We start from the raw sequence: 21,857 nt of genomic DNA on the forward strand, positions 1-21,857 counted from the left end.
AGACCGTCAGCTGACCTCGACGATGAGCTCTACCTCGACCGGGGCGTCCAGCGGCAGCACCGGGACACCGACGGCGGAGCGGGCGTGCTGGCCGGCGTCGCCGAAGACCTGGCCGAACAGCTCGGAGGCTCCGTTGGCGACCTGCGGCTGACCGGTGAAGTCGGGGGTGGAGGCGATGAACGCCACCGCCTTGACGATCCGCTTGATGTTCGCCAGATCTCCGATCTCGGCCTTGACCGCGGCCAAAGCGTTCAGCGCGCACTGCTGCGCGCACTCGGCGGCGACCTCGGCAGTGACCTCGGCGCCGACCTTGCCGGTGGCGATCAGGGCGCCGTCGCGCAGCGGCAGCTGGCCGGAGGTGTAGACGAGGTTGCCGGTGCGCACCGCGGGGATGTACGCGGCGACCGGCTTGGCGACCTCGGGCAGCTTCAGGCCGAGCTCGGCCAGCTTCTCCTCGGGGTGGCTCATGACTGGGTGATCTCCCGCTTCAGGTAGGCGACCAGGTTCTCCGGGTTGAGGCCCGGGACGACCTGGACCAGCTCCCAGCCGTCCTGACCCCAGCTGTCAAGGATCTCCTTGGTCGCGTGGACAAGGAGCGGCACGGTGGAGTACTCGAACTTCTTCATGGGATGGACTCTAACGGGCGGCCTCCCGAGGGTGATGTGGGCCACGACCTAGTCTGGGGAGCATGGCGAGGCTGCATGTGGTCACCGGCAAGGGCGGGACCGGCAAGACGACGGTGGCTGCCGCGATGGCACTGGCGCTCGCCGACCGGGGGAAGCGGGTGCTGCTGGTCGAGGTGGAGGGGCGGCAGGGGCTGGCCCAGCTCTTCGACGTACCGCCGCTCCCGTACGTCGAACGCAAGATCGCCGTCGGCCCGGCCGGCGGCGAGGTCTACGCGCTCGCGGTGGACGCCGAGGCGGCTCTGCTCGAGTACCTGGACATGTACTACCACCTGGGCCGCGCCGGGAAGGCGCTGGACAAGGTGGGCGCCGTCGACTTCGTCACCACCATCGCGCCGGGCCTGCGCGACGTGCTGCTCACCGGCAAGGTCTACGAGGCCACCCGCCGCAAGGCGCACGGCCGGCTCGCGTACGACGCCGTCGTGCTGGACGCGCCGCCCACCGGCCGGGTCGGGCGGTTCCTGAACGTCAACCACGAGGTCGCCGGGCTGGCCAAGGTCGGGCCGATCCGCAACCAGGCCGACGCGATCATGGGCATGCTGCGCTCGGACGTGACCCGGATCCACCTGGTCACGCTGCTGGAGGAGATGCCGGTCCAGGAGACCCTGGACGCGGTCGAGCAGCTCGAGGCGCTGGACCTCAAGGTCGGCTCGATCGTGGTCAACATGGTCCGGCACAGCCCGCTCGACGACGACTCGCTGGCCCTTGCGGTGAAGGAGAAACTGCCCGCCGCCGAGCTCACCCGGGGGCTGAAGGCGGCCGGGCTGACCGCCACCAAGGAGTTGAACGCGGCGCTCGCACGAGAGGCCCACGACCACGCCGTACGGGTCGGGCTGGAGCGCGAGAACCGCGACCGAATCGATGCCCTGGGCAAGCAAGTGACCGAGCTGGCGTTGCTGCCGGACGGGATCGACCACGGCGCCCTGTTCGACCTGGCCGAGGAGTTGCGCACATGACCGCCCTGGATCTGGATGCGCTGATCGACGACCCGGGCACCCGGATCATCGTGACCTGTGGCTCCGGCGGGGTCGGCAAGACGACGACCGCCGCCGCCCTCGGGCTGCGGGCCGCCGAGCGCGGGCGGAAGGTCGTCGTACTGACGATCGATCCGGCTCGCCGGCTGGCGCAGGCACTCGGGCTGACCGAGCTGGACAACACTCCTCGGGCGGTCGCCGACGTGGACGGCGCGAACGGCGGCCGGCTGGACGCGATGATGCTGGACATGAAGCGCACCTTCGACGAGGTGGTGCTCTCGCACGCGACGCCGGAGAAGGCCGAGCAGATCCTCGCGAATCCCTTCTACGTGGCGCTTTCGTCCTCGTTCGCGGGGACGCAGGAGTACATGGCGATGGAGAAGCTCGGGCAGCTGTACAAGCAGTCCGAGCGGACCGGCGAGTGGGACCTGATCGTCGTCGACACCCCGCCGTCGCGGTCGGCACTGGACTTCCTGGACGCCCCGGAGCGGCTCTCCTCGCTGCTCGAAGGGCGGTTCCTACGGCTGCTGCTCGCACCGGCCCGCGGGCCGTTCAAGCTGATGTCGGCGGGCGTGAACCTGGCGATGTCGGTGATGAACAAGGTGCTCGGCGCGCAGGTGCTGACCGATGTGCAGACCTTCGCGGCGGCCTTCGACACGCTCTTCGGCGGGTTCCGGGACCGGGCCGACAAGACGGTCGCGCTGCTCCGGGAGCCGCACACGGCGTTCCTGGTGGTGGCGGCCCCGCAGAACGACGCGCTGCGCGAGGCGTCGTACTTCACCGAGCGGTTGCGGCAGGAGAACATGCCGCTGGCCGGCGTCGTCCTCAACCGGGTGACGACCACTCACGTCCCGGAGTTGTCCGCCGAGCAGTCGCTGGCCGCGGCCGAGAAGCTGGAGTCAGCGGACAAGTCACCGCTGACAGCCGCCGTATTGCGCTTGCACGCCGACCGGATGCAGCAGGTGGTCAGCGACCGCAAGCGCGCCGAGCGGTTCCGTCGCGGCCACCGCTCGATCGCCACCGTCGACGTACCGGCCCTGGCCGACGACGTCCACGACCTGTCCGGGCTGCGTGCGATCGGTGACCTGCTGACCGCCTGAAGTGAGCTGTTTCACCCTGAGCGAACGTCGCTCAACTCTGGGAATGAGCAGGCGAGGGCCCTGGTTGAGCCTGTCAGACTCAATCTTCAACAGAGGGTGTGACAGCGTGACTGAGACGTTGAATCTTCCTGTACTGCCGCTCGACGACGTCGTGGTCCTGCCGGGAATGGTCGTGCCGGTCCGGCTGGCCGACACCGAGGCACGCGCCGCCATCGACGCCGCACAGGCCTCCGGGCACGACCAGGTCCTCCTGGTGCCGCGGCTGGACGGAAAATATGCCAAGGCCGGGACGCTCGGCGAGATCGAGCAGATCGGCAGGTTGCCGGGCGGAGCCCAGGCAGCCGTCATCCGGGGTGTGGCCCGGGTCCGGATCGGCGCGGGGACCACTGGTCCCGGTGCGGCCCTGTGGGTCGGCGCGACGGTCCTGGACGAGATCACCGACAGCAAGTCGGCCGAGCTGGCCCGCGACTACAAGGCCCTGGTCACCACCGTGCTGGAGCGCCGCGAGGCCTACCAGGTGATCAACTCGATCAAGCAGGTGACGAGCCCCGCGGAGCTGGCCGACCTGGCCGGCTACGCGTCGTACCTGACCGATGAGCAGAAGAGCTGGCTGCTGGAGACCCCTGAGGTGTCCGAGCGGCTGACCAAGCTGATCGGCTGGGTCAAGGACCACCTGGCCGAGCTCGAGGTCTCCGAGACGATCCAGAAGGACGTCCAGGAGGGGATGGAGAAGCAGCAGCGCGAGTTCCTGCTGCGCCAGCAGTTGGCCGCAGTACGCAAGGAGCTGGCCGAGTTGGACGGCAAGGCCGAGTCCGAGGAAGAGGACTACCGCGCCCGCGTCGAGGCCCCCGACCTGCCCGAGCACGTCCGCAAGGCCGCGCTCGCCGAGGTCGACAAGCTGGAACGTACTGCGGAGCAGTCTCCCGAGGTCGGCTGGATCCGGACCTGGCTGGACACCGTGCTCGAGCTGCCGTGGAACGAGCGGACCGAGGACGGCTACGACCTCCGTGAGGCCAGGGCGATCCTGGACGCGGACCACGCGGGCCTGGACGACGTCAAGGAGCGCATCACCGAGTACCTGGCTGTACGCCGCCGCAGGGCGGACCGTGGGCTGGGAGTGGTCGGTGGACGCCGCAGTGGCGCAGTACTGGCGCTGGTGGGTCCTCCTGGTGTGGGTAAGACCTCGCTGGGTGAGTCCGTGGCTCGTGCGATGGGCCGGAAGTTCGTCCGGGTCGCACTGGGCGGCGTACGGGACGAGGCCGAGATCCGCGGTCACCGCCGGACGTACGTCGGGGCACTGCCCGGGCGGATCGTCAGGGCGATCACCGAGGCGGGTTCGATGAACCCGGTCGTGCTGCTGGACGAGATCGACAAGGTGGGTGCGGACTACCGGGGCGACCCGACGGCCGCGCTGCTGGAGGTCCTCGACCCGGCGCAGAACCACACCTTCCGGGACCACTACCTGGAGGTCGAGCTGGACCTGTCGGACGTGGTCTTCCTGGCCACGGCCAACGTGCTCGACTCGATCCCGGCGCCGCTGCTCGACCGGATGGAGCTCGTCCAGCTGGACGGCTACACCGAGGACGAGAAGGTCACCATCGCCCGCGACCACCTGCTCCCGCGTCAGCTGGACCGGGCCGGTCTGTCCGTCGAGGAGGTCGCCATCGACGACTCGGCGCTGCGGCTGCTGGCCGGCGAGTACACGCGTGAGGCCGGCGTACGGCAGCTGGAGCGGTCGATCTCCCGCGTACTGCGGAAGGTCACGGCCAAGCTGGCGATGGGCGAGGAGCTGGGTGCGCTGACCATCAGTGCTGCTGAGCTCAAGGCCTATCTGGGGTCGCCGAAGTTCACGCCGGACTCGGCGGAGCGGACGGCACTACCCGGTGTGGCCACTGGACTGGCGGTCACGGGCGCCGGTGGTGACGTGCTCTTCATCGAGGCGTCGCTGGCGGACAAGGAGACCGGCCCGACCGGAGTCACGTTGACGGGACAGCTCGGCGACGTGATGAAGGAGTCGGCGCAGATCGCGCTGTCCTACCTGCGGTCACACGGCGCGGAACTGGGTCTGCCAGTCGGCGATCTCGCTGAGCGGAACACCCACATCCACGTGCCGGCGGGCGCAGTACCGAAGGATGGACCGTCGGCCGGTGTCACGATGACGACGGCGCTCGCGTCGCTGCTGTCGGGCCGACCGGTGCGCTCCGAGGTCGCGATGACCGGCGAGGTCTCGCTGACCGGCCGGGTGCTGCCGATCGGTGGCGTGAAGCAGAAGCTGCTCGCCGCCCACCGGGCCGGGTTGACCACCATCCTGATCCCGAAGCGCAACGAGCCGGACCTGGAAGACGTGCCCGAGTCGGTGCTGTCGGAGCTGACGGTCCACCCGGTCAGCGACGTCCGCGAAGTACTGGAACTGGCCCTCGAGCCGGCCCAGGTGGACGCCCGGCAGTTCGCTGCCTGACCTGCTCTCGACAACCGGCGGGACCCTTCTACGGGGTCTCGCCGGTTGTCGTTTATCCCGTTGTAGACGCTCTGATTCACGCTCAGGTTGACGTGACATAAAACACATTTGAGGAATTGGCGTGGCGCTGTGATCCCGTAGGCTCTAGTGCATGCGCGTAAGGGATAAAGACGATCGAGGCGTCGTCCAGTCGGTGGTTCTGTTCTTAGGGGTGAGCGTCCTGTCGGGCGCGCTGGCAGCGGGTCTGGCGATCCCGTTCGCGGGTCTGGCGGGCTTCAGTACCGAGAAGACCGCGGAGACGTTCCAGGACCTGCCACAGGAACTGAAGACCGTCCCGCTGACCCGACGCAGCACGATCCTGGCCGCCGACGGTAGCCGGATCGCCGAGCTCTACGAGCAGAACCGGGTGCCGCTGACGTCGCTGGCGCAGATCAGCCCGATCATGCAGAAGGCGATCGTCGCGATCGAGGACGACCGGTACTTCGAGCACGGTGCCCTCGACGCCAAAGGCACCCTGCGGGCGCTGATCCGCAACCAGAACAGCGGTGGCGTCCAGCAGGGTGGTTCCAGCATCACCCAGCAGTACGTGAAGCTGAGCCTGGTGGAGAAGGCCAACGCGGCCAACGACACCGAGGCGATCGCGGACGCGACGGCCGACACCTACGAGCGCAAGATCGCCGAACTGCGCTACGCGATCGCGATCGAGAAGGAGTTCTCCAAAGAGGAGATCCTGCTCAAGTACCTGAACCTGGCGAACTTCGGTGACGGCGCGTTCGGCGTCGAGGCGGCGTCGATGCACTACTTCCGGGTGCACGCGGCGAAGCTGACGCTGGCGCAGTCCGCGATGCTGGCCGGTCTGGTGAAGAACCCCACCGGCTACGACCCGACGAACTACCCCAAGCGCGCCAAGGAGCGCCGCGACGTCGTCCTGCGCCGGATGGCCGAGCTGAACGTGATCAGCGCCAAGCAGGCCAACGACGCGATCAAGACCCCGGTGCTGTCCGGCCCGGTCCTGAAGGTCCCGAACGGCTGCGCCAACTCGCCGTACCCGTTCTACTGCGAGTACGTCGTCTCGAAGCTGGTCGAGAACCCGGCCTTCGGCAAGACCGACAAGGCCCGCGACCACTACGTGAAGACGGCCGGCCTGACGATCCAGACCACTCTGGACCCGAAGATCCAGAAGGCCGCGCAGAAGTCGATCGACAAGCACTCCAAGCCGACCGACTCGTCGGTCGCGGCGATCACGATCGTCGAACCGGGCACCGGCGTGGTGAAGGCGATGGTGCAGAGCAGGCCCTACGGCAGCGGCAAGAACCAGACGGCGTACAACTACAACGTCGAGAAGGCCTACGCCGGTGGGTACGGCGGATTCCAGAACGGTTCGACGATGAAGGCGTTCACCATCGCCGCCGCGATCTCGAAGGGCTTCCCGCTCACCTACCGGATCAACTCTCCGATGCAGCTGGACATGTCGGACGCGAAGTTCAGCACCTGCAACGGGACGACCAAGGCCTACGGCACCTACATCCCGAAGAACTCGACCAAGGTGTCCGGTGACATCACGATGATCGACGCGGCCCGCGCGTCGACCAACACCTACTTCCTGCAGCTTTCGCAGCGGACCGGGCTCTGCCCGATCGCGACCATCGCCGCCAAGCTCGGGATGTACGACGCCAACCAGAACGAGCCGCTCAAGCAGGTCCCGTCGATGACCCTCGGTGTCGGGAACGTGACCCCGCTGCAGCTCTCGAACGCTTACGCGTCCTTCGCGGCCCGCGGCAAGTACTGCACGCCACTGCTGATCACGACGGTCAAGAGCTACAACAGCAAGACCTTGGTCAACAACGGCGCCAACTGCAAGCAGGTGCTCACCGCCGAGGTCGCCGACGGCGTCAACGAGGTGCTGCACCAGGTGATGGAGTCGGGCGGCACCGGCGCCTCGCTGAAGTTCGGCAGCAGTGACCTGGCCGGCAAGACCGGAACCATCCAGGACAACAAGGCCGTGTGGTTCGCCGGATACTCCAGCAAGCTCGCCAGCGCGGCCGTGGTGGCGGATGCTTCACCGCCGTACAAGAACCTGATCGGGCAAACCCTCAACGGCAAGAAGATGTACGACGCCTCGGGTTCCGGCACCGCCGGTCCGCTCTGGGAGACCGCTATGCAAGGCGCGCTCGCGGGGTTGCCGACGACCAAGTTCACTGCCCCCACCGACAAGACCCGGCGCGGCGACGTGAAGGACCTTCCGTTCGTGAACGGGATGAACCCCGAAGAGGCTGCCAACCGGCTCCGCTCGATGGGCTTTGAGGCCGAGATCGCTCCCGGCCAGGTCCCCTCGGCCGAGGCCGCGGGAACTGTCGCCTACACCGGTCCCCGGCAGGCCGACGGCGCCCCGGAGGGCTCGAAGGTCACGATCTTCGTCTCCGACGGCAGCAAGGGCCAAACCACCCAGCCACCGCCCGCCACCCCGGGCATCCCCAAGCCGCCGAACCCACCGAACACCGGCAAGCCCGGCGGCGGTCCGATCACCCCAGGCTGCCCGCCGTGGCACCCGAAGTACCCGAACTGCGGCGGCCGCTAGCTCCAGGCCGACACCAGAAAGGGCCCCGTCCACCCGGACGGGGCCCTTCTTGGTTTACGGATTCAGGCGCCGAGTTGGCGTTTGACCTCGGCGGAGACGGTGCCGCCGTCGGCTTTGCCCTTGACCTTGGGCTGGAGGGCGCCCATCACCTTGCCGATGCCGCGCGGGCCGAGTTCGGCGGCGCCGGTGGCGGCGATGCTTTCGGTGACCAGGGCGGTGATCTCCTCGAGGGTGAGCTGCTCGGGCAGGTACTCGGCGAGGATCTCGGCCTCGGCCTGCTCCTTGACCGCCAGCTCCTCGCGGCCCGCGTCGCGGTACGCCACGACCGACTCGCGGCGCTTCTTCGCCTCGGCGGTGAGCACCTCGAGAACCTCCGCGTCGGACAGCTCGCGGGCCTCCTTACCGGCCACCTCCTGCTTGGTCACGGCGGTGAGCGCCATCCGCAGGACCGACTTGCGGAGATCGTCGCGCGCCTTCAGGGCGGCGGTCATGTCGTCGTGCAGGCGCTGCTTCAGTTCGGAGTTGGACATACCCACGATTGTGGCAGGCTGGAGCAATGAGTATTCGGGGGCTTGCCACAACGACTCTGAAGTCCGCGGCTGTTATCGCCGGTGTGGGCGCTGCCTGCGTTGCGTATGCGGCGGCTGTCGAGGTGCGGTGGTTCGCGCTGCGCAGGGTGACAGTGCCGGTGCTGCCGGTCGGTACGGCGCCGTTGAAGGTGCTGCACCTGTCGGACCTGCACCTGATGCCGAACCACGAGAAGAAGATTCGCTGGGTGAACGAGTTGGCCGGGCTGGAGCCGGATCTGATCGTGAACACCGGTGACAACATCTCGCATCCCGACTCGGTGCTGCCGCTGCTGCGGGCGTACGGCGCGCTGCTCGACGTACCGGGGGTGTTCGTGTTCGGCTCCAACGACTACTGGAAGCCGCACTTCAAGAACCCGGCGAAGTACCTGTTGCCGGCGGACAAGCAGCGGCACAAGCCGCACGGCCCGGATCTGCCGTACGAGGAGATGCGCGCCTCGTTCACCAGCGCGGGGTGGGTCGACCTGAACAACGCACGCTCCAGTCTCAAGGTGAACGGTCTGCGCCTCGACTTCGCCGGCACCGACGACCCGCACATCAAGCGCGACCGGTACGACGAGGTGGCGGGCGAGGTGGACCCGACGGCCGACCTGTCGATCGGCGTGACGCACGCGCCGTACCAGCGGGTGCTGAACGGGTTCGTCGGCGACGGCTACCCGCTTGTGCTGGCCGGCCACACTCACGGCGGGCAGCTCGCGGTTCCGTTCTACGGCGCGCTGGTGACCAACTGCGACCTGGACGCGTCCCGGGTGAAGGGTTTGTCCACCTGGGGCTATGAAGGCCGTCAGGCGGCACTGCACGTCTCGGCCGGTCTGGGCACCTCGCCGTACGCCCCGGTGCGGTTCGCCTGCCGCCCGGAAGCGACCTTGATCACGCTCGTTCCGCGGGTCGGCGACGGTGTCGGATAAGTCGATTTCGTCCTGGCCGTGGGCACATGTAAGCTAACGCCGAATTCGGGCTGTGGCGCAGCTTGGTAGCGCGCGTCGTTCGGGACGACGAGGTCGCAGGTTCAAATCCTGTCAGCCCGACAGGAGAAGGCGGTGGCTCTTCGGAGCCACCGCCTTCGTCATTCCCCGGCGGGCACCAGCCTGGACGCCACCGCAACGGATAACCTGCGCCCATGACCGACGACAAGCCGGGCGCCGAGGACGACGCGACAGAGGTCGAGCTCGAGGAGACCGATCTCGCGGAGGCCGCTGACACCGAGGTCGACGGTGAGCCGGCAGACGAGCCTGACGAAGCAGAGGCCGAGTTCGAGGACGAGGCTGAGGACGACGAGGCCGAAGCCGACCGCCCGCGGTTCGAAGTACCGCCGCTGCCACCGCTGCTGATTCTCGCTCTGGTCGGCCTGCTGGCCGGGTTCGTTGCCGTCGCCCTGGTCTGGGTCAGCGAGCGCGGCTGCGATCAGCTCCGCGGGTCGCCCAACTGCGGCTCCGCCGGATTCCCACTGCTGGTGCTCGCCGTGGTGATCACCGTCGTGTTCGGGGCGATCGCGCTCAAGCGGCTCGCGATGCCCAACCACAAGCTGGTGGCGTTCCTCGGGGTCGGGTTCATGCTGCTGATCGTGCTCGGGTTCTTGTCGAACGACCTGTTCTCCACCTGGACGCTGGTGATCGTCCCGGTGCTCACCGCTGTCACCTTCCTAGTCGCACACCTGATCGCCGGACGGTTGGAGCGAGCCGATGCCTGAACTGCCCCGCTACCCCTGCCACCGCACCACCACCCCTCTCCCTCTCGACGGCACCCTGACGCACCCCGCGTGGGAGCAGGCGCCGTGGACCAGCGACTTCGTCGACATCATCGGGCCGGACGCGACCACACCGAGGTTCCGGACCAGGGCCAAGCTCCTGTACGACGACCAGTACCTGTACGTCGGCGGCCAACTCGAGGAGCCGCACGTCTGGTCGACGATGACCGAGCCGAACACCTGGCTGTACGAGGAGAACAACTTCGAGCTGTTCCTCGACCCGGACGGCGACGGCCAGAACTACTACGAGTTCGAGATCAATCCGCTCGGCACCATCTGGGAGCTCTCCCTCCCCAAGCCGTACTCCGAGGGCGGCGTGCCGGTCGACCCGGACAACCTGCCGGGCCTGCGCACCGCGCTGCACATCGACGGCACCCTCAACGATCCGGCCGACACCGACACCGGCTGGACCGTCGAGGCGGCGTTCCCCTGGGCCGACCTGGCGAAGTACAACCGCAACCAGACTCCCCCGGCCCCCGGTGACGAGTGGCGGATGAACCTGATGCGGATCGAGTGGGACCACGAGGTGGTCGACGGCGAGTACCGCAAGGGCAAGCAGCAGGACTTCTGGGTCTGGTCGCCGCAGTACGTGCTGGACATGCACAAGCCCGACCAGTGGGGCGTACTCCGGTTCGAATGACCTCTGGTCGCAGCGGCGAGCCGGTGCCAAACTGCCAGTGACGGCTGTCGCCGGACTGGGGGCGGATTGGCGACGGCTCACGTTGCGACCAACAGGGGGAGTTATGAGTGATCCAGAGGACACGTCTGAGCTGACGGAGGTGCTGGACGAGTCGACGCTGGTGCCGCTGACCGACTCGCCGGGCATCCAGGGCGACGATCCGGAGCTGGACGATCCGGCCGACGCGGCGCCGTTCCAGGACCCGATCGAGGACACCGAGCCGCTCGGGCCCGACGAGGAGCCCGGAACGGTGGGTGAGTGAGATGGCAGCCCGGATGGGCAAGGCCGCGGTCGATTTCGCCGCCGCCCAGGCCAGCAACGCGACCAGGGACTGGACCGGGATCTGCCTGATCTTCGTCCGGATGTGCTTCAACGTCGGACCGGCCGCTCCGGACGCGGCAGCCGGCTACCAGGCGGCGAAGTTCAAGCACGGCACCGGCGGTACGCCGCCGCTCGGGGTCCCGCTCTGGTGGACCGGCGCGCCGCACGGGCACGTCGCGATCAGCACCGGCGACGGGAACTGCTTCAGCAGCGACATCCTGCGGACCGGGAAGGTCGACAAGGTGCCGATCTCGAAGATCACCCGGCTGTGGGGCAAGACCTACAAGGGCTGGAGCGAGGACATCAACGGAGTCCGGATCTGGCGTCCGGGCGCGATGGACACGCTGCCCGCCGTCGATCTCAGCAACGTCCGCGAGGCGGCCGCCAAGGACCAGTTCCGGCCGCCGGGCCAGGGGCTGCACGAGAGCGACATCGTGATCGTCGAGCGAGCGCTGCTCAAACAGGGCCTGAAGGACCCGATGAACGTCGACGGGTTCGCCGGCAAGGACTTCCGCAAGGCCTACGCGCTGTGGCAGAAGGCGACCGTGCCGCCGCCGTTCGACGGGATTCCCGGCATGAAGAGCCTGGAGAAGCTGGGCAAGAGACGCGGATTCCGCGTGATCAGCTGATCACGGAGCCGACACGCTGTCACCCCGCCCGAGGTACGTCCCCGGGCGGGGTGACAATGAGTGACGTGGACATCGGCAGGCAGGCGCGGCACGCGACGGACCTGCTGCAGGTGGTCACGGAGGCCGACCAGCATCTGCGCGGCCCCGATCAGTTGCACTGGGCAACGGTACTGCGGCAGGAACGCGACGCCCTCGACGATGCGATCGACTGGGCGACCAGCCAGGATCAGCGGCTCGCACTCGAGCTGGTAGCCGGCCTGTCGACGTACTGGTGGATGCACGGGCTCCGGAACGAGGCGGCACAGGCAGCGAGCCGTCTGCTCGACGCGCTGGGCGCAGAGGTGCCTGACGGCCTCGCCGAGGAGTACCTGCTCGCAGTACTGCACGCTGCCGCCGATGCGCGAGCAGACCAGGTCGAGCAGGCCCAGGCGATCGTGCTGCAGACCAGCGAGCCGTTCCGGCGGCCGGTGACGGTGCTGCTCTGGTCGATGGTCCTCGGCCCGTTCACGTCACCTGAGCTGGTTGACGAGGTACTGGCCCGCAACGAGCGCAGTACCGATCCCTGGACGCTGGCGGCGCTACAGATCTGCCATGCGTACCCCGGCCTGACTACCGGCTCCGAGGCGACCCTGGAGTCGGCGTACGCCGGGTTCCAGCTGGTCGGTGACCGGTGGGGCAGCTCGCTGGCGCTCAGCGCGCTGGCTGAGCAGGCAGCCTGGGCTACGCAGTACGAACGGTCTGCTGAGCTGATCAGCGAGGCCCTGGTGATCGCTGGTGGGTTGGGCAACGAGGAGGAGGCCGCGTCGCTGCTGTGCCGCCGTGCTGACCTCCGCCTGCGGCTGCGCGACCTCCACACGGCCAGTGACGACTACCGCCAGGCACTGGTCCGGGCGAACCGCGTCGGCGTCCTGGACACCTCTGCTGCTGCCCGGCTCGGCCTAGCCAGGGCAGCTCGGTACGGCGGCGACCTGGCGAAGGCGCAGGAGTTGGCCCTGGTAGCCCTGTCGCGCTGCCCGGAAGACTGGGACGACGCCGATCTGGCCATGACCGAGGCCCTGGGCGAGCTGGCCGCGATCGCAGCCGCGGCGGGCCGCCCGGACGAGGCCCACTCGTGGCGACTCAAGGCAGGTCTGGTGTCAGAGCAGTACCGCCCAGCGGGTCTGTAGCGCCTCGTCGGGCTGTGGCTCTGGCCACAGTGGGTGACCCTCGCCGGATCAGCGGCTGCTGGTTAGAGTCGGGGCGGACACCGACCTGCAATGGAGCAGCCTGATGGACAAGACGTACGACTCACCGCAGGCCGCGGTCGACGACATCGGCGACGGCGCGAGCCTCGCGGTCGGCGGCTTCGGGCTGTGCGGCAATCCGATGCAGCTGATCAGCGCCCTGCACGCCAAGGGCGTGAGCGGTCTCAGCGTCGTTTCGAACAACTGCGGCGTCGACGACTGGGGGCTGGGCATCCTGCTGGCCGACAAGCGGATCGCCAAGATGACCTCGTCGTACGTCGGGGAGAACAAGGAGTTCGCCCGGCAGTTCCTGTCCGGCGAGCTGGAGGTCGAGCTGACCCCGCAGGGCACGCTGGCCGAGAAGCTGCGGGCCGGCGGTTGCGGGATCGCGGCGTTCTTCACGCTGGCCGGTGTCGGCACCCAGGTCGCCGACGGCGGACTGCCGCAGAAGTACAACACCGACGGGTCGGTGGCGAAGGCCTCGGAGCCCAAGGAGACCCGCGAGATCGGCGGTACGACGTACGTGCTGGAGGAGTCGATCACCACCGACTTCGGCCTGGTGCACGCGCTGAAGGGCGACACCCACGGCAACCTGGTCTTCGACCGGAGCGCGCGCAACTTCAACCCGCTGGCCGCGATGGCCGGGAAGATCACCATCGCCACCGTCGAGGAACTGGTTCAGCCTGGCGAGCTGAACCCGGACGAGATCCACCTGCCCGGCGTCTACGTCCAGCGCGTTGTTGCTGTTGGCAAGGACATCGAGAAGCGGATCGAAAAGCGCACCGTGCAGCCCAAGGAGGCCTGAGCAATGCCACTCACCCGTGAGCAGATGGCCGCCCGCGCCGCCGCCGAGCTGGAGGACGGCTCCTACGTCAACCTCGGCATCGGCCTGCCGACGCTGGTCCCGAACTACATCCCCGAGGGCGTCACCGTCGTCCTGCAGAGTGAGAACGGCATCCTCGGCGTCGGCCCGTACCCGCTCGACGGCGACGAGGACCCGGACCTGATCAACGCCGGCAAGGAGACCGTCACGACGTTGCCGGGGGCATCCTTCTTCGACTCGTCGCTGTCCTTCGGGATGATCCGCGGCGGCGCGATCGACGCGGCCATCCTGGGCGCGATGCAGGTCTCGGCCACCGGCGACCTGTCGAACTGGATGATCCCGGGCAAGATGGTCAAGGGCATGGGCGGCGCGATGGACCTGGTGCACGGCGCCAAGAAGGTGATCGTGCTGATGGAGCACGTCGCCAAGGACGGCTCGCACAAGATCCTGGCCGAGTGCGACCTGCCCTACACCGGCCGCGGCGTGGTCAACCGGATCATCACCGATCTGGCCGTCCTCGACATCACCGACGACGGGCTGCAGCTGGTCGAGCTGGCCGAGGGCGTCAGCTTCGACGAACTGCAGGAGAAGACCGGGGCGCCGATCAAGCAGTGAGCCTCCCCCAGCAGCAGGACATCGCCCGGCAGCTCGTGGAGTCCGTCGAGAAGATCGCGAGCCCACGCGGCCAGGAGTGGGCGACCGTCAAGGTCACCTGGTCCGAGGTCGACGGCCGGAACACCCTGTGGCAGTGGGTCCTGGACGCGGAGGGGAAGGCCGTCAACCTTCCCCCGTTCCGCAACCCGGAGGGCTTATCCGAACTGCGCGCGGCGATGGCCGATCCGGAGCGCGGCGCCTGGTGGGCCGTCGACGTGGAGGTCGCCCGGAACGGCACCTCCTCCTTCCACTTCCACTACGACGACCGGCTCTACTGGCACTCCTTGCCGGGCGCTCCCTACACCCATTGGGAGCTCTTCGACGAAGGGCCGACAGCGAAGGAATTCGCTCGCGACCTCGAGCTCTACCCGCGGAGCCCGGAGCACGTTCCAGCCTGGGTCGCTGCGGCCGTCGCCGAGGAAGAGAGCCGCGCGAAGCCGCCCTCGATCGACTTGGATGCCGCCTTCGGCGCTGTCGGCCACGAAGCCCCCGAGGCGCTGAGCTCGGACATCGACCAGCCCGGTTGGCCCGAGCTCTGGACGGTACTCCGGCGCCGCTCCGAGCAGATCGTGCGCAACGCGGCCCGTGACGGACAGCTCGACCTCTCCGCTCCGATCGTCGTGCTGCAGGAGGACGTTGCCGAGCTGGTCCAGTTCGTCACCGAGGAAACTGTCGCCGAGGCCGTCGATCCGCTCCCGGTCGCGCAGCTCCGGGCGCTCGTCGGCGGCCTGCCGGTGGACGAGGGAGCAGCTGCCGGGACGGTCGGGGAGAACCGCAGTGATCCGGCGGTCTCCGAGTTGCTGTGGGAGCTCCACAACACCCTCGGCCGGGCGAGCGCGCAGTACCTCCGAGCTGTGATTGGCGCCGCGGATCAGGAATGACGGGCAGACTGGCCTGGTTGAACCCTGAACAAATCGCTGTGCGGGGTCGTCTTTCTGGAGGAACCACTTGAGCAACGCCGATTCGGTCATCGCCGCCCTTCGTACCGGGTACGACGGGCTCGCGGACCTGGTGAAGAAGTTCAACGACGAGGATCTGGCCCAGCAGTCGGCCGCGACCGAGTGGGACCTCGCGCAGGTGCTGAGCCACCTGGGCAGCGGCGCCGAGATCATGACCGCCACGGTGCGGTCCGCGATCGACGGCACGCCGGCCCCGGACGGGGACTTCAACCAGTCCGTCTGGGCCCGCTGGGACGGATCGACGCGCCGCGAGCAGGCGGTCGGCTTCCTCGAGAAGAACGAGGACCTGGTCGCGCTGTTCGAGTCCCTGGACGCCGGGCAGCGAGAAGATCTTCGCCTCACCCTGAGCTACCTGCCCGAGCCTGTGGACGTGGCAACCATCGCGAGAGGCCGTCTCAGCGAGTTCACCCTGCACTCGTGGGATGTGCGGAAGGCCCTCGACCCGCAGGCCGCGCTCGCTCCCGAGGCGGTGCCGGAGCTGCTGCAGAGCTCGGGCGACCTGCTGGCCTGGATCTCCAAGCCGGCCGCTCTCAACGGTCAGTCCGTCGACCTGGCGGTCACCACGACCGAGCCGGCCACCGAACTGACCCTGCACCTGACCGACCCGGTCAGCATCGAGCTCGCCCCGGCCGCCAAGGCCGACGGCACCCTCACCCTGACCGGCGAGGCGTGGCTCCGGCTGGTCTCCGGGCGGCTCGACCCGGCCCAGGACAAGGCCGTCGAATTGACCGGTCCGGTCACGGTGGACACCCTGCTCGAGATCTTCCCCGGCTACTGATCCGGGCCTTCGGGTCGCGCGGTGCGGCGGCGAAGAGTGGTCGTCCGATGACCATGTGTCGACCGCCCCGCGTGACCTCTGTCGCCGACTGCTGTTGCTGGCTACCCTTCACGCTTGCCGCTTGTTCGGCTCGGTGAGGATGGACCGCATGGACCTGGATGTGTTCGTGATCGGCGGCGTGGGAATCGATACCATCGTGCGCGTCCCCGGCCTGCCGTTGGCGGACCAGGAGACCATCCCGGTCCCGCCCGTCGAGGCGTACGTCGGCCAGACCGGGCACGGCGTAGTACTGGGTTGTCACCAGCTCGGGCTGCATCCCGGGCTCGCCGACGTGATCGGCGACGACGCCGAGGGTTGGTGGATCCGTTCGACGTACGAGCAGCTCGGCCTGCCGCTCGAAGTCGCCTACCACCCGAGCGGCACGAGGCGCAGCGTCAACCTGGTGTCGCCTGACGGCAGCCGGGTCTCCCTGTACGACGGCCGCCACCCGGCGGGCATGCGAGTCGATCCCAATCTCTGGCGCCGGCGGGTGGACCGGGCGCGCCACGTGCACGTGTCGATCATGGATTTCGCGCGCCTCGCGCTTCCCGACGTACTGGCTGCCGGGTGCACGCTGTCGACGGATCTGCACGACTGGGACGGCGACAACGAGTACCACCGGGACTTCGCGCAGTGCGCGGACGTCGTGTTCGTGTCGACCAGCGCGCTGCGCGACAAGGCGGTCGACTGGATCTTCGCCAGCGGGCGGGCGGAGGTCGTCGTCGCGATGGCCGGCGCCGACGGCAGCTACCTGCATGTTCGCGGCGATGCGCCTGTGCACATCCCGGCCGTCGAGATCCCGGGCCGGCCGGTAGTCGACACCAACGGAGCCGGGGATGCCTATGTGGCGGCTTTCCTGACCACCTGGCTCGACGGTCGCTCGTACTACGAAGCTGCCACGGCGGGGACGATCGCCGGCGCCTGGGCCTGCGGGTCTCGCGGTACCCACACCGATCTCATTACCGCCGAACAATTGATGCTGCTCAACCGTTAGCTCAGGCTCGCGCCAGTGGTGGGTGCAGGGTCGCTGCTGGACCGCGGCGGAAGAGTTGCGCCGGACGACCGCCGTCGCGAGTGGTGGTGGCGCCGAGCGGGATGACGAAGCCGTCGGTCTTGGTGGCCTTGCGGTGGAAGTTGCGCGGATCGAGCTGCACGCCCCAGACCGCCTCGTAGATCCCCCGCAGCTCCGAGATCGTGAACTCGTCGGGGCAGAAGGCCGCCGCGAGCGGTGAGTACTCCAGCTTGGCCCGGGCCCGCTCGACCGCGTCCGTGAGGATCCGGTGATGGTCGAAGGCGAGCCGGCGCGCGTCGTCGAGCAGCTCCGCTACCGCGACCCATTCCGCGGAGGCGGCGTCCGTGCCGGCCACCGGCGTCGGCAGGTCCGGCACCAGGGCGAGGTACGCGACGCTGACCACCCGGCCGCGTGGGTCGCGCCCTGGTTCGCCGTACGTCGCGACCTGCTCGAGGTGGATCCGGTCGGAGACCAGCCCGGTCTCCTCCGCCAGCTCGCGTCGCGCGGTCGCCTCCAGGTCTTCCTTGGGGCGCACGAATCCGCCCGGCAACGCCCACCGACCCTGGTACGGCGGGATGCCGCGGCTGATCAGCAGCACCTGCAGCGACCCGTCTCGCACGGTCAGGATCACCAGGTCGGCAGCTACCCCCAGCGGCTCGTAGTCCATGTCGACGGACTCTAATCGTCATCTTGACGAAAAGCCACCTCAGGCCTTATCGTCAAAGTGACGACAAGAGCTAGAGAGTCCCGCCGGGCAGAACCGGTGGGCGAAGGAGAACGAGATGGCAGACATCACCCGGTTCCGGTTCATCAGCCACCTGCGGGCGAACCCGACCACGCACGTCCGGCACCTGCGCAACGGCAAGGTGGCGCACGACGGCGCGGGGCAGGCGTTCTGGTTCCGGGCCCTCAACTCCTCGCTCAGCGAGGTGCCGATCGACGACCGCGAGCAGCCGCTGCTGTTCCACGGCCGGACACTCGACTTCCAGGACGTCGTCGTCCAGGCGACCGTCACCTACCGGGTGACCGACCCGGCACTGGCGTCGACCCGGCTCGACTTCGGGATCGACCCCGACACGGGGTTGTGGCGGGCGACTCCGCTGGAGCAGCTCGGCGGGTTGCTGACCGAGCTTGCTCAGCAGACGGCTTTGGATCTGCTGGCCGGCTTGAGCTTGACCCAGGCGTTGTCCGAGGGGATGGCGTCACTGCGGCTCGCGATGAGCAGCGGGCTGCGTGACGACCAGCGGCTGACCGGGCTGGGGATCGGCGTCGAGGACGTGCGCGTGGTCGCAGTACGGGCTGAGTCGGATGTCGAGCGGGCGTTGCAGACTCCCACTCGGGAGATGGTGCAACAGGCGGCCGACAAGGCGACGTACGAGCGGCGGGCGATGGCTGTCGAGCGGGAACGCTCGATCGCGGAGAACGAGCTGCAGAACCAGATCGAGCTTGCCCGGCGGGAAGAGCAGTTGGTGACCCAGAAGGGTCAGAACGAGCGTCAGCGTGCGACCGAGGCGGCTGCGGCCGGCCGGATCGAGGGCGAGGCAGCGGCTGGGCGCCGGCGGTTGATGGCCGACGCTGACGCCGACGCCAAGCGGGTGCTCGGCGCGGCGGAGGCTGCGGCCGAGAAGGCGATGCTGGACGCGTACGCCGATCTAGACCAGGGGACGATCCTGGCGATGGCGATCAAGCAGGGTGCGCTGCCGGAGATCGGCACGCTCAACCTGACGCCGGACCTGCTCACTCCGCTGCTGACCAAGCTGACGTCCGGGAGCAACGCATGAGCCTGCCTCCCCGGGCAGTCGTGGTCCACCGGGCGACCGAGCTCACCGAGCTGGTCGCCCGGCACGGCACCCGGCAACAGGCCGGGTTCTTCCTGTCGAGTCGCGGCCGGTCGCTGGATTCGCTCGAGGACCGGCACGAGGCGCAGCAGAAGGCGCTGGCCACGGTGTCGGCCGCGATCCCGCTGGACTGGCGGCGAGCCGTTGCCGAGCGCAACGATCTCGACCGGTTCGTGTTCGGTCCCGAGGATGTGGTGATCGCGGTCGGGCAGGACGGTCTGGTCGCCAACGTGGCGAAGTACCTGGACGGCCAGCCGGTGATCGGGGTCAACCCGGAGCCCGGCTGGAACCCCGGCGTACTGGTGCCGCACGAGCCTTCCGCAGTACCGGATCTGCTGGTCCGGCGGACGGTGGAGGAACGCACGATGGTTGCCGCAAGCACCGATGACGGGCAGAAACTCCTTGCTCTGAACGAGGTTTACATCGGCAACCGGACCCACCAGTCGGCGCGCTACCGGCTGGCGTCACCGGAGGGGTTGGAGGAACGGCAGTCGTCATCAGGCTTGCTGGTCGGCACCGGAACAGGTTCCACGGGGTGGTGCCGCTCGGCCTGGCAGGAACGCGGAAGCCTGCTGCGCTTGCCATCGCCGTCGGAAGCAGCCTTGTGCTGGTTCGTCCGCGAGGCCTGGCCGTCACCGGCGACCGGCACCAGTTGCACGGAGGGGTTGCTGACTGCTGCTGATCACCTGACGATCACCGCCGAGGCCGATCTGGTCGTCTTCGGCGACGGGATCGAAGCCGACAGCTTGAGCATCGGCTGGGGTCAGCGGCTGGAGGTGGGAGTGGCGGACATCCATCTGCGGCTGGTGCGCTAATCGAGTTGACCGGCTCTGCCGCAGCTCAGAGGGTGGGCGGATGAATTTCGACTGGAACAGCCAGATCCGCGCGCAGCTGGAGACCCACTGGTCCGCCCAGCTGCGGCCCCGCCTGGAAGGGCTGACCGACGACGAGTACTTCTGGGAGCCGGCGCCCGGCGCGTGGAACGTGCGACCGAAGGACGACGGCTTCATGGTCGACTTCACCGTTCCGCCGCCGGAGCCGGCTCCCGTGACGACCATCGCCTGGCGACTCGGCCATCTGATCGTGGTCATGCTCGGCATGCGAGCGCTCCCCCGCTTCGGCGGACCAGCCGTCGACTTCAGCACCTTCCCGTACGCCGGAACCGCCGCGACCGCCCTGACCCAACTCGACGAGGCTTATCGGGTGTGGAGCGAGGGGGTGGAGTCTCTGGGTACTGAGGGCCTGACCCTGCCCGCTTACCCGGATGAGCCCGCGTACGACGGGTGGAGCACTGCGTCGATCGTTTTGCATGTTCAGCGCGAGTTGCTTCATCACGGCGCCGAGATTGCCCTCCTTCGCGATTTGTACCGCGCCAGGTCCTAGCCTTTGCTTTCCGGCTATCTGGAGGACAACCGTGGCGCAGTACGACGTACCGACCCTGGCAGAGGACCTGCTGCTCCTGCTCTTCCAGCCGGCTTCCGGCACTATCGCGGGCGAGAACACCCTGTTCTACGCCCTCGGTGGTGCGGTGCTTGCTGACCTTGCGTTGCATGGGCAGGTGACCGTCAACGAGGGCTCTGGGAACAAGCTGGCGACGGTCGGGACCGAGGTCCCCGTCGACGACAGCCTTCGCTCGGCCTGGGATTACATCGCGGAGAAGCCTCGTCGGGTGCAGACCGTGCTTGCCGCCATCGGGCCTAAGTTGCGCGAGCCGATGCTGCAGCGGTTGATCGACCGCGGCGACCTTGTGCAGGTCGAGCGCAAGACGCTGATCGTGTTCACCACGAAGGCGCTGAGCGAGGGCAGCACTGGGCGGAGGGGCGAGCTGCTGGCCGCAGTACGGGCTGCGTTGGTGGATGGCGTCGAGCCGACCGCGCGGGTCGCTGCGTTGGCGGCGCTGATCTCGGGGAGCGGGACGCTGCCGCAGTTCCATCGTGAGATCCCTTGGAACTCCGCGGTGATCGCGCGGGCGGAGGAATTCAAGCGGGGTAACTGGGGTGCCGGGGCGGCTGCTGAGGCTGTTACTCGGACTATCACCGCCGCCATTGTGAACAGCGCGATCGCCGCCGCGACGGTGCTGCCTCACAGCAACTAATCCCCACTATAGTGCTGGCCTGCTCACTATAGTGGGGATGATCGCACTATAGTGGGGATTATGGACCTCAGCAGGCCGATTAGCACTGCAATCTCGACGTTGGACGGACCCGTGCTGGGGGTGCTGGTCCGGGCCGGGGCGCCGCTGACCGGCCGGAAGGTTCATCAGCTCGCCGGGACTGGGAGCGAGAGCGGCACCCGCAAGGTGCTCACGCGGTTGGCCGCCACCGGGCTGGTGATCGCGACCGAGGTTGGCTCAAGCATCCAGTACTCGCTGAACCGCGACCACCTGGCTGCCGGCGCGGTGATCGAGCTGACCGACCTGCGCCAGGCTCTTGTTCGGCGACTGCAGGATGTGATCGAGACCGGTTGGTCGGTGCGGGCGGTGCATGCCAGCCTCTTCGGCGCGGCCGCCCGGGGCGATGGAGACCTGGAGAGCGTCGTCGATCTGCTGCTGATCCATGAGGAGTCCTCGCCGGAGTGGTCGCAGCAGGTTGCGTCGCTCACCGCCCAGGTCTTTCGCTGGACCGGCAACACGCTCCGGACCCACGACCTGTCTGTTGGCGAACTTCACGAACATCTCGCTATCGGCGACCCGGTCATGAGCACCTGGCTTCGCGAAGGCGTGCTGGTGTCTGGCTCAGACCTCCGTAGCCTGCTCAAAACCATCGCCAGCTAAAG

Annotated in this window: 24 protein-coding genes and 1 tRNA gene; 21 read left to right on the top strand and 4 right to left on the bottom strand. The window is 68.3% G+C overall.

Going from position 1 to position 21,857, the window contains the following annotated elements:
• Positions 1 to 6: 6 nt before the first annotated feature.
• On the bottom strand, positions 7 to 468 hold the full coding sequence (locus AB0P21_RS29645; protein ID WP_363700521.1) for a RidA family protein: 462 nt from the start codon (positions 466 to 468) through the stop codon (positions 7 to 9).
• A complete protein-coding gene (locus AB0P21_RS29650; RefSeq protein WP_203590847.1) occupies positions 465 to 626 on the bottom strand; it encodes a DUF4177 domain-containing protein in 162 nt (53 codons plus the stop codon). The genes AB0P21_RS29645 and AB0P21_RS29650 overlap by 4 nt, the downstream gene beginning before the upstream one ends.
• A 62-nt stretch (positions 627 to 688) precedes the next feature.
• On the opposite strand from AB0P21_RS29650, the gene AB0P21_RS29655 reads away from it, so the two are divergent.
• The 4 genes from AB0P21_RS29655 to AB0P21_RS29670 all read left to right on the top strand — a co-directional run bounded on the left by AB0P21_RS29655 (position 689) and on the right by AB0P21_RS29670 (position 7,793).
• Complete coding sequence (locus tag AB0P21_RS29655; RefSeq protein ID WP_363700522.1) at positions 689 to 1,639, top strand: ArsA-related P-loop ATPase; 951 nt, start codon at positions 689 to 691, stop codon at positions 1,637 to 1,639.
• Positions 1,636 to 2,757 (top strand): ArsA family ATPase, encoded by a 1,122-nt coding sequence (locus tag AB0P21_RS29660; RefSeq protein ID WP_363700523.1) that lies wholly within the window; start codon positions 1,636 to 1,638, stop codon positions 2,755 to 2,757. The genes AB0P21_RS29655 and AB0P21_RS29660 overlap by 4 nt, the downstream gene beginning before the upstream one ends.
• 106 nt (positions 2,758 to 2,863) lie before the next feature.
• Positions 2,864 to 5,215, top strand: a complete 2,352-nt coding sequence (gene lon, locus AB0P21_RS29665; protein ID WP_363700524.1) for an endopeptidase La — start codon at positions 2,864 to 2,866, stop codon at positions 5,213 to 5,215.
• Positions 5,216 to 5,366: 151 nt separating this feature from the next.
• A complete protein-coding gene (locus AB0P21_RS29670; protein ID WP_363700525.1) occupies positions 5,367 to 7,793 on the top strand; it encodes a transglycosylase domain-containing protein in 2,427 nt (808 codons plus the stop codon).
• A 62-nt stretch (positions 7,794 to 7,855) separates the two neighbouring features.
• On the opposite strand, the gene AB0P21_RS29675 is transcribed toward AB0P21_RS29670, so the two are convergent.
• Positions 7,856 to 8,323, bottom strand: a complete 468-nt coding sequence (locus AB0P21_RS29675) for a GatB/YqeY domain-containing protein (RefSeq protein WP_363700526.1) — start codon at positions 8,321 to 8,323, stop codon at positions 7,856 to 7,858.
• A 26-nt stretch (positions 8,324 to 8,349) separates the two neighbouring features.
• On the opposite strand from AB0P21_RS29675, the gene AB0P21_RS29680 reads away from it, so the two are divergent.
• The 12 genes from AB0P21_RS29680 to AB0P21_RS29735 all read left to right on the top strand — a co-directional run bounded on the left by AB0P21_RS29680 (position 8,350) and on the right by AB0P21_RS29735 (position 17,226).
• A complete protein-coding gene (locus AB0P21_RS29680) occupies positions 8,350 to 9,288 on the top strand; it encodes a metallophosphoesterase (RefSeq protein ID WP_363700527.1) in 939 nt (312 codons plus the stop codon).
• Positions 9,289 to 9,334: 46 nt separating this feature from the next.
• Positions 9,335 to 9,408 (top strand) — tRNA-Pro (locus AB0P21_RS29685).
• A gap of 92 nt (positions 9,409 to 9,500) precedes the next feature.
• Entirely contained in the window at positions 9,501 to 10,070 is a 570-nt protein-coding gene (locus AB0P21_RS29690; RefSeq protein WP_363700528.1) for a hypothetical protein, read from the top strand.
• Positions 10,063 to 10,767 (top strand): carbohydrate-binding family 9-like protein, encoded by a 705-nt coding sequence (locus AB0P21_RS29695; RefSeq protein ID WP_363700529.1) that lies wholly within the window; start codon positions 10,063 to 10,065, stop codon positions 10,765 to 10,767. Before AB0P21_RS29690 ends, AB0P21_RS29695 begins: the two co-directional genes overlap by 8 nt.
• Positions 10,768 to 10,870: 103 nt before the next feature.
• Positions 10,871 to 11,068 (top strand): hypothetical protein, encoded by a 198-nt coding sequence (locus AB0P21_RS29700; protein WP_363700530.1) that lies wholly within the window; start codon positions 10,871 to 10,873, stop codon positions 11,066 to 11,068.
• On the top strand, positions 11,061 to 11,756 hold the full coding sequence (locus AB0P21_RS29705) for a hypothetical protein (protein WP_363700531.1): 696 nt from the start codon (positions 11,061 to 11,063) through the stop codon (positions 11,754 to 11,756). Before AB0P21_RS29700 ends, AB0P21_RS29705 begins: the two co-directional genes overlap by 8 nt.
• A 56-nt stretch (positions 11,757 to 11,812) precedes the next feature.
• Positions 11,813 to 12,922, top strand: a complete 1,110-nt coding sequence (locus AB0P21_RS29710; RefSeq protein WP_363700532.1) for a hypothetical protein — start codon at positions 11,813 to 11,815, stop codon at positions 12,920 to 12,922.
• Positions 12,923 to 13,025: 103 nt separating this feature from the next.
• A complete protein-coding gene (locus AB0P21_RS29715; protein WP_363700533.1) occupies positions 13,026 to 13,784 on the top strand; it encodes a CoA transferase subunit A in 759 nt (252 codons plus the stop codon).
• 3 nt (positions 13,785 to 13,787) lie between these two features.
• Entirely contained in the window at positions 13,788 to 14,417 is a 630-nt protein-coding gene (locus AB0P21_RS29720; RefSeq protein ID WP_363700534.1) for a CoA transferase subunit B, read from the top strand.
• Complete coding sequence (locus AB0P21_RS29725; RefSeq protein ID WP_363700535.1) at positions 14,414 to 15,337, top strand: hypothetical protein; 924 nt, start codon at positions 14,414 to 14,416, stop codon at positions 15,335 to 15,337. Before AB0P21_RS29720 ends, AB0P21_RS29725 begins: the two co-directional genes overlap by 4 nt.
• A gap of 67 nt (positions 15,338 to 15,404) precedes the next feature.
• A complete protein-coding gene (locus AB0P21_RS29730; RefSeq protein WP_363700536.1) occupies positions 15,405 to 16,193 on the top strand; it encodes a maleylpyruvate isomerase family mycothiol-dependent enzyme in 789 nt (262 codons plus the stop codon).
• A gap of 148 nt (positions 16,194 to 16,341) precedes the next feature.
• Complete coding sequence (locus AB0P21_RS29735) at positions 16,342 to 17,226, top strand: carbohydrate kinase family protein (protein WP_363700537.1); 885 nt, start codon at positions 16,342 to 16,344, stop codon at positions 17,224 to 17,226.
• Between the two features lies 1 nt (position 17,227).
• On the opposite strand, the gene AB0P21_RS29740 is transcribed toward AB0P21_RS29735, so the two are convergent.
• Positions 17,228 to 17,911 carry an NUDIX domain-containing protein gene (locus AB0P21_RS29740; RefSeq protein ID WP_363700538.1) on the bottom strand — a complete coding sequence of 228 codons (684 nt, stop codon included), beginning with the start codon at positions 17,909 to 17,911 and terminating at the stop codon, positions 17,228 to 17,230.
• Positions 17,912 to 18,026: 115 nt separating this feature from the next.
• Here AB0P21_RS29740 and AB0P21_RS29745 point away from each other — a divergent pair, with 115 nt between their 5' ends.
• From AB0P21_RS29745 to AB0P21_RS29765, 5 genes are all read left to right on the top strand, one after another.
• The gene (locus tag AB0P21_RS29745; protein ID WP_363700540.1) at positions 18,027 to 19,025 is read left to right on the top strand and encodes an SPFH domain-containing protein; all 999 of its coding nucleotides are present in this window, start codon (positions 18,027 to 18,029) and stop codon (positions 19,023 to 19,025) included.
• Entirely contained in the window at positions 19,022 to 19,897 is an 876-nt protein-coding gene (locus AB0P21_RS29750; protein WP_363700542.1) for a hypothetical protein, read from the top strand. Before AB0P21_RS29745 ends, AB0P21_RS29750 begins: the two co-directional genes overlap by 4 nt.
• A gap of 40 nt (positions 19,898 to 19,937) precedes the next feature.
• On the top strand, positions 19,938 to 20,465 hold the full coding sequence (locus tag AB0P21_RS29755; protein WP_363700544.1) for a DinB family protein: 528 nt from the start codon (positions 19,938 to 19,940) through the stop codon (positions 20,463 to 20,465).
• A gap of 31 nt (positions 20,466 to 20,496) precedes the next feature.
• Complete coding sequence (locus tag AB0P21_RS29760; RefSeq protein ID WP_363700546.1) at positions 20,497 to 21,177, top strand: GPP34 family phosphoprotein; 681 nt, start codon at positions 20,497 to 20,499, stop codon at positions 21,175 to 21,177.
• Between the two features lie 216 nt (positions 21,178 to 21,393).
• Positions 21,394 to 21,855: a hypothetical protein gene (locus AB0P21_RS29765; protein WP_363700548.1), complete on the top strand. Its 462-nt coding sequence runs from the start codon at positions 21,394 to 21,396 to the stop codon at positions 21,853 to 21,855.
• Positions 21,856 to 21,857: the final 2 nt, after the last annotated feature.

It is taken from the genome of Kribbella sp. NPDC056861, assembly GCF_040687575.1.
GTDB lineage: Bacteria > Actinomycetota > Actinomycetes > Propionibacteriales > Kribbellaceae > Kribbella.

What these genes read in the sequence shown, in the direction of transcription:
- AB0P21_RS29755 (WP_363700544.1), top strand. Translation starts at nt 19,938, where the DNA reads ATGAATTTCGACTGGAACAGCCAGATCCGCGCGCAGCTGGAGACCCAC.
- AB0P21_RS29720 (WP_363700534.1), top strand. Translation starts at nt 13,788, where the DNA reads ATGCCACTCACCCGTGAGCAGATGGCCGCCCGCGCCGCCGCCGAGCTG.
- AB0P21_RS29650 (WP_203590847.1), bottom strand. Translation starts at nt 626, where the DNA reads ATGAAGAAGTTCGAGTACTCCACCGTGCCGCTCCTTGTCCACGCGACC.
- AB0P21_RS29710 (WP_363700532.1), top strand. Translation starts at nt 11,813, where the DNA reads ATGAGTGACGTGGACATCGGCAGGCAGGCGCGGCACGCGACGGACCTG.
- AB0P21_RS29670 (WP_363700525.1), top strand. Translation starts at nt 5,367, where the DNA reads ATGCGCGTAAGGGATAAAGACGATCGAGGCGTCGTCCAGTCGGTGGTT.
- AB0P21_RS29690 (WP_363700528.1), top strand. Translation starts at nt 9,501, where the DNA reads ATGACCGACGACAAGCCGGGCGCCGAGGACGACGCGACAGAGGTCGAG.
- AB0P21_RS29645 (WP_363700521.1), bottom strand. Translation starts at nt 468, where the DNA reads ATGAGCCACCCCGAGGAGAAGCTGGCCGAGCTCGGCCTGAAGCTGCCC.
- AB0P21_RS29655 (WP_363700522.1), top strand. Translation starts at nt 689, where the DNA reads ATGGCGAGGCTGCATGTGGTCACCGGCAAGGGCGGGACCGGCAAGACG.
- AB0P21_RS29750 (WP_363700542.1), top strand. Translation starts at nt 19,022, where the DNA reads ATGAGCCTGCCTCCCCGGGCAGTCGTGGTCCACCGGGCGACCGAGCTC.
- AB0P21_RS29740 (WP_363700538.1), bottom strand. Translation starts at nt 17,911, where the DNA reads ATGGACTACGAGCCGCTGGGGGTAGCTGCCGACCTGGTGATCCTGACC.
- AB0P21_RS29660 (WP_363700523.1), top strand. Translation starts at nt 1,636, where the DNA reads ATGACCGCCCTGGATCTGGATGCGCTGATCGACGACCCGGGCACCCGG.
- AB0P21_RS29675 (WP_363700526.1), bottom strand. Translation starts at nt 8,323, where the DNA reads ATGTCCAACTCCGAACTGAAGCAGCGCCTGCACGACGACATGACCGCC.
- AB0P21_RS29680 (WP_363700527.1), top strand. Translation starts at nt 8,350, where the DNA reads ATGAGTATTCGGGGGCTTGCCACAACGACTCTGAAGTCCGCGGCTGTT.
- AB0P21_RS29745 (WP_363700540.1), top strand. Translation starts at nt 18,027, where the DNA reads ATGGCAGACATCACCCGGTTCCGGTTCATCAGCCACCTGCGGGCGAAC.
- AB0P21_RS29715 (WP_363700533.1), top strand. Translation starts at nt 13,026, where the DNA reads ATGGACAAGACGTACGACTCACCGCAGGCCGCGGTCGACGACATCGGC.
- AB0P21_RS29700 (WP_363700530.1), top strand. Translation starts at nt 10,871, where the DNA reads ATGAGTGATCCAGAGGACACGTCTGAGCTGACGGAGGTGCTGGACGAG.
- AB0P21_RS29735 (WP_363700537.1), top strand. Translation starts at nt 16,342, where the DNA reads ATGGACCTGGATGTGTTCGTGATCGGCGGCGTGGGAATCGATACCATC.
- AB0P21_RS29695 (WP_363700529.1), top strand. Translation starts at nt 10,063, where the DNA reads ATGCCTGAACTGCCCCGCTACCCCTGCCACCGCACCACCACCCCTCTC.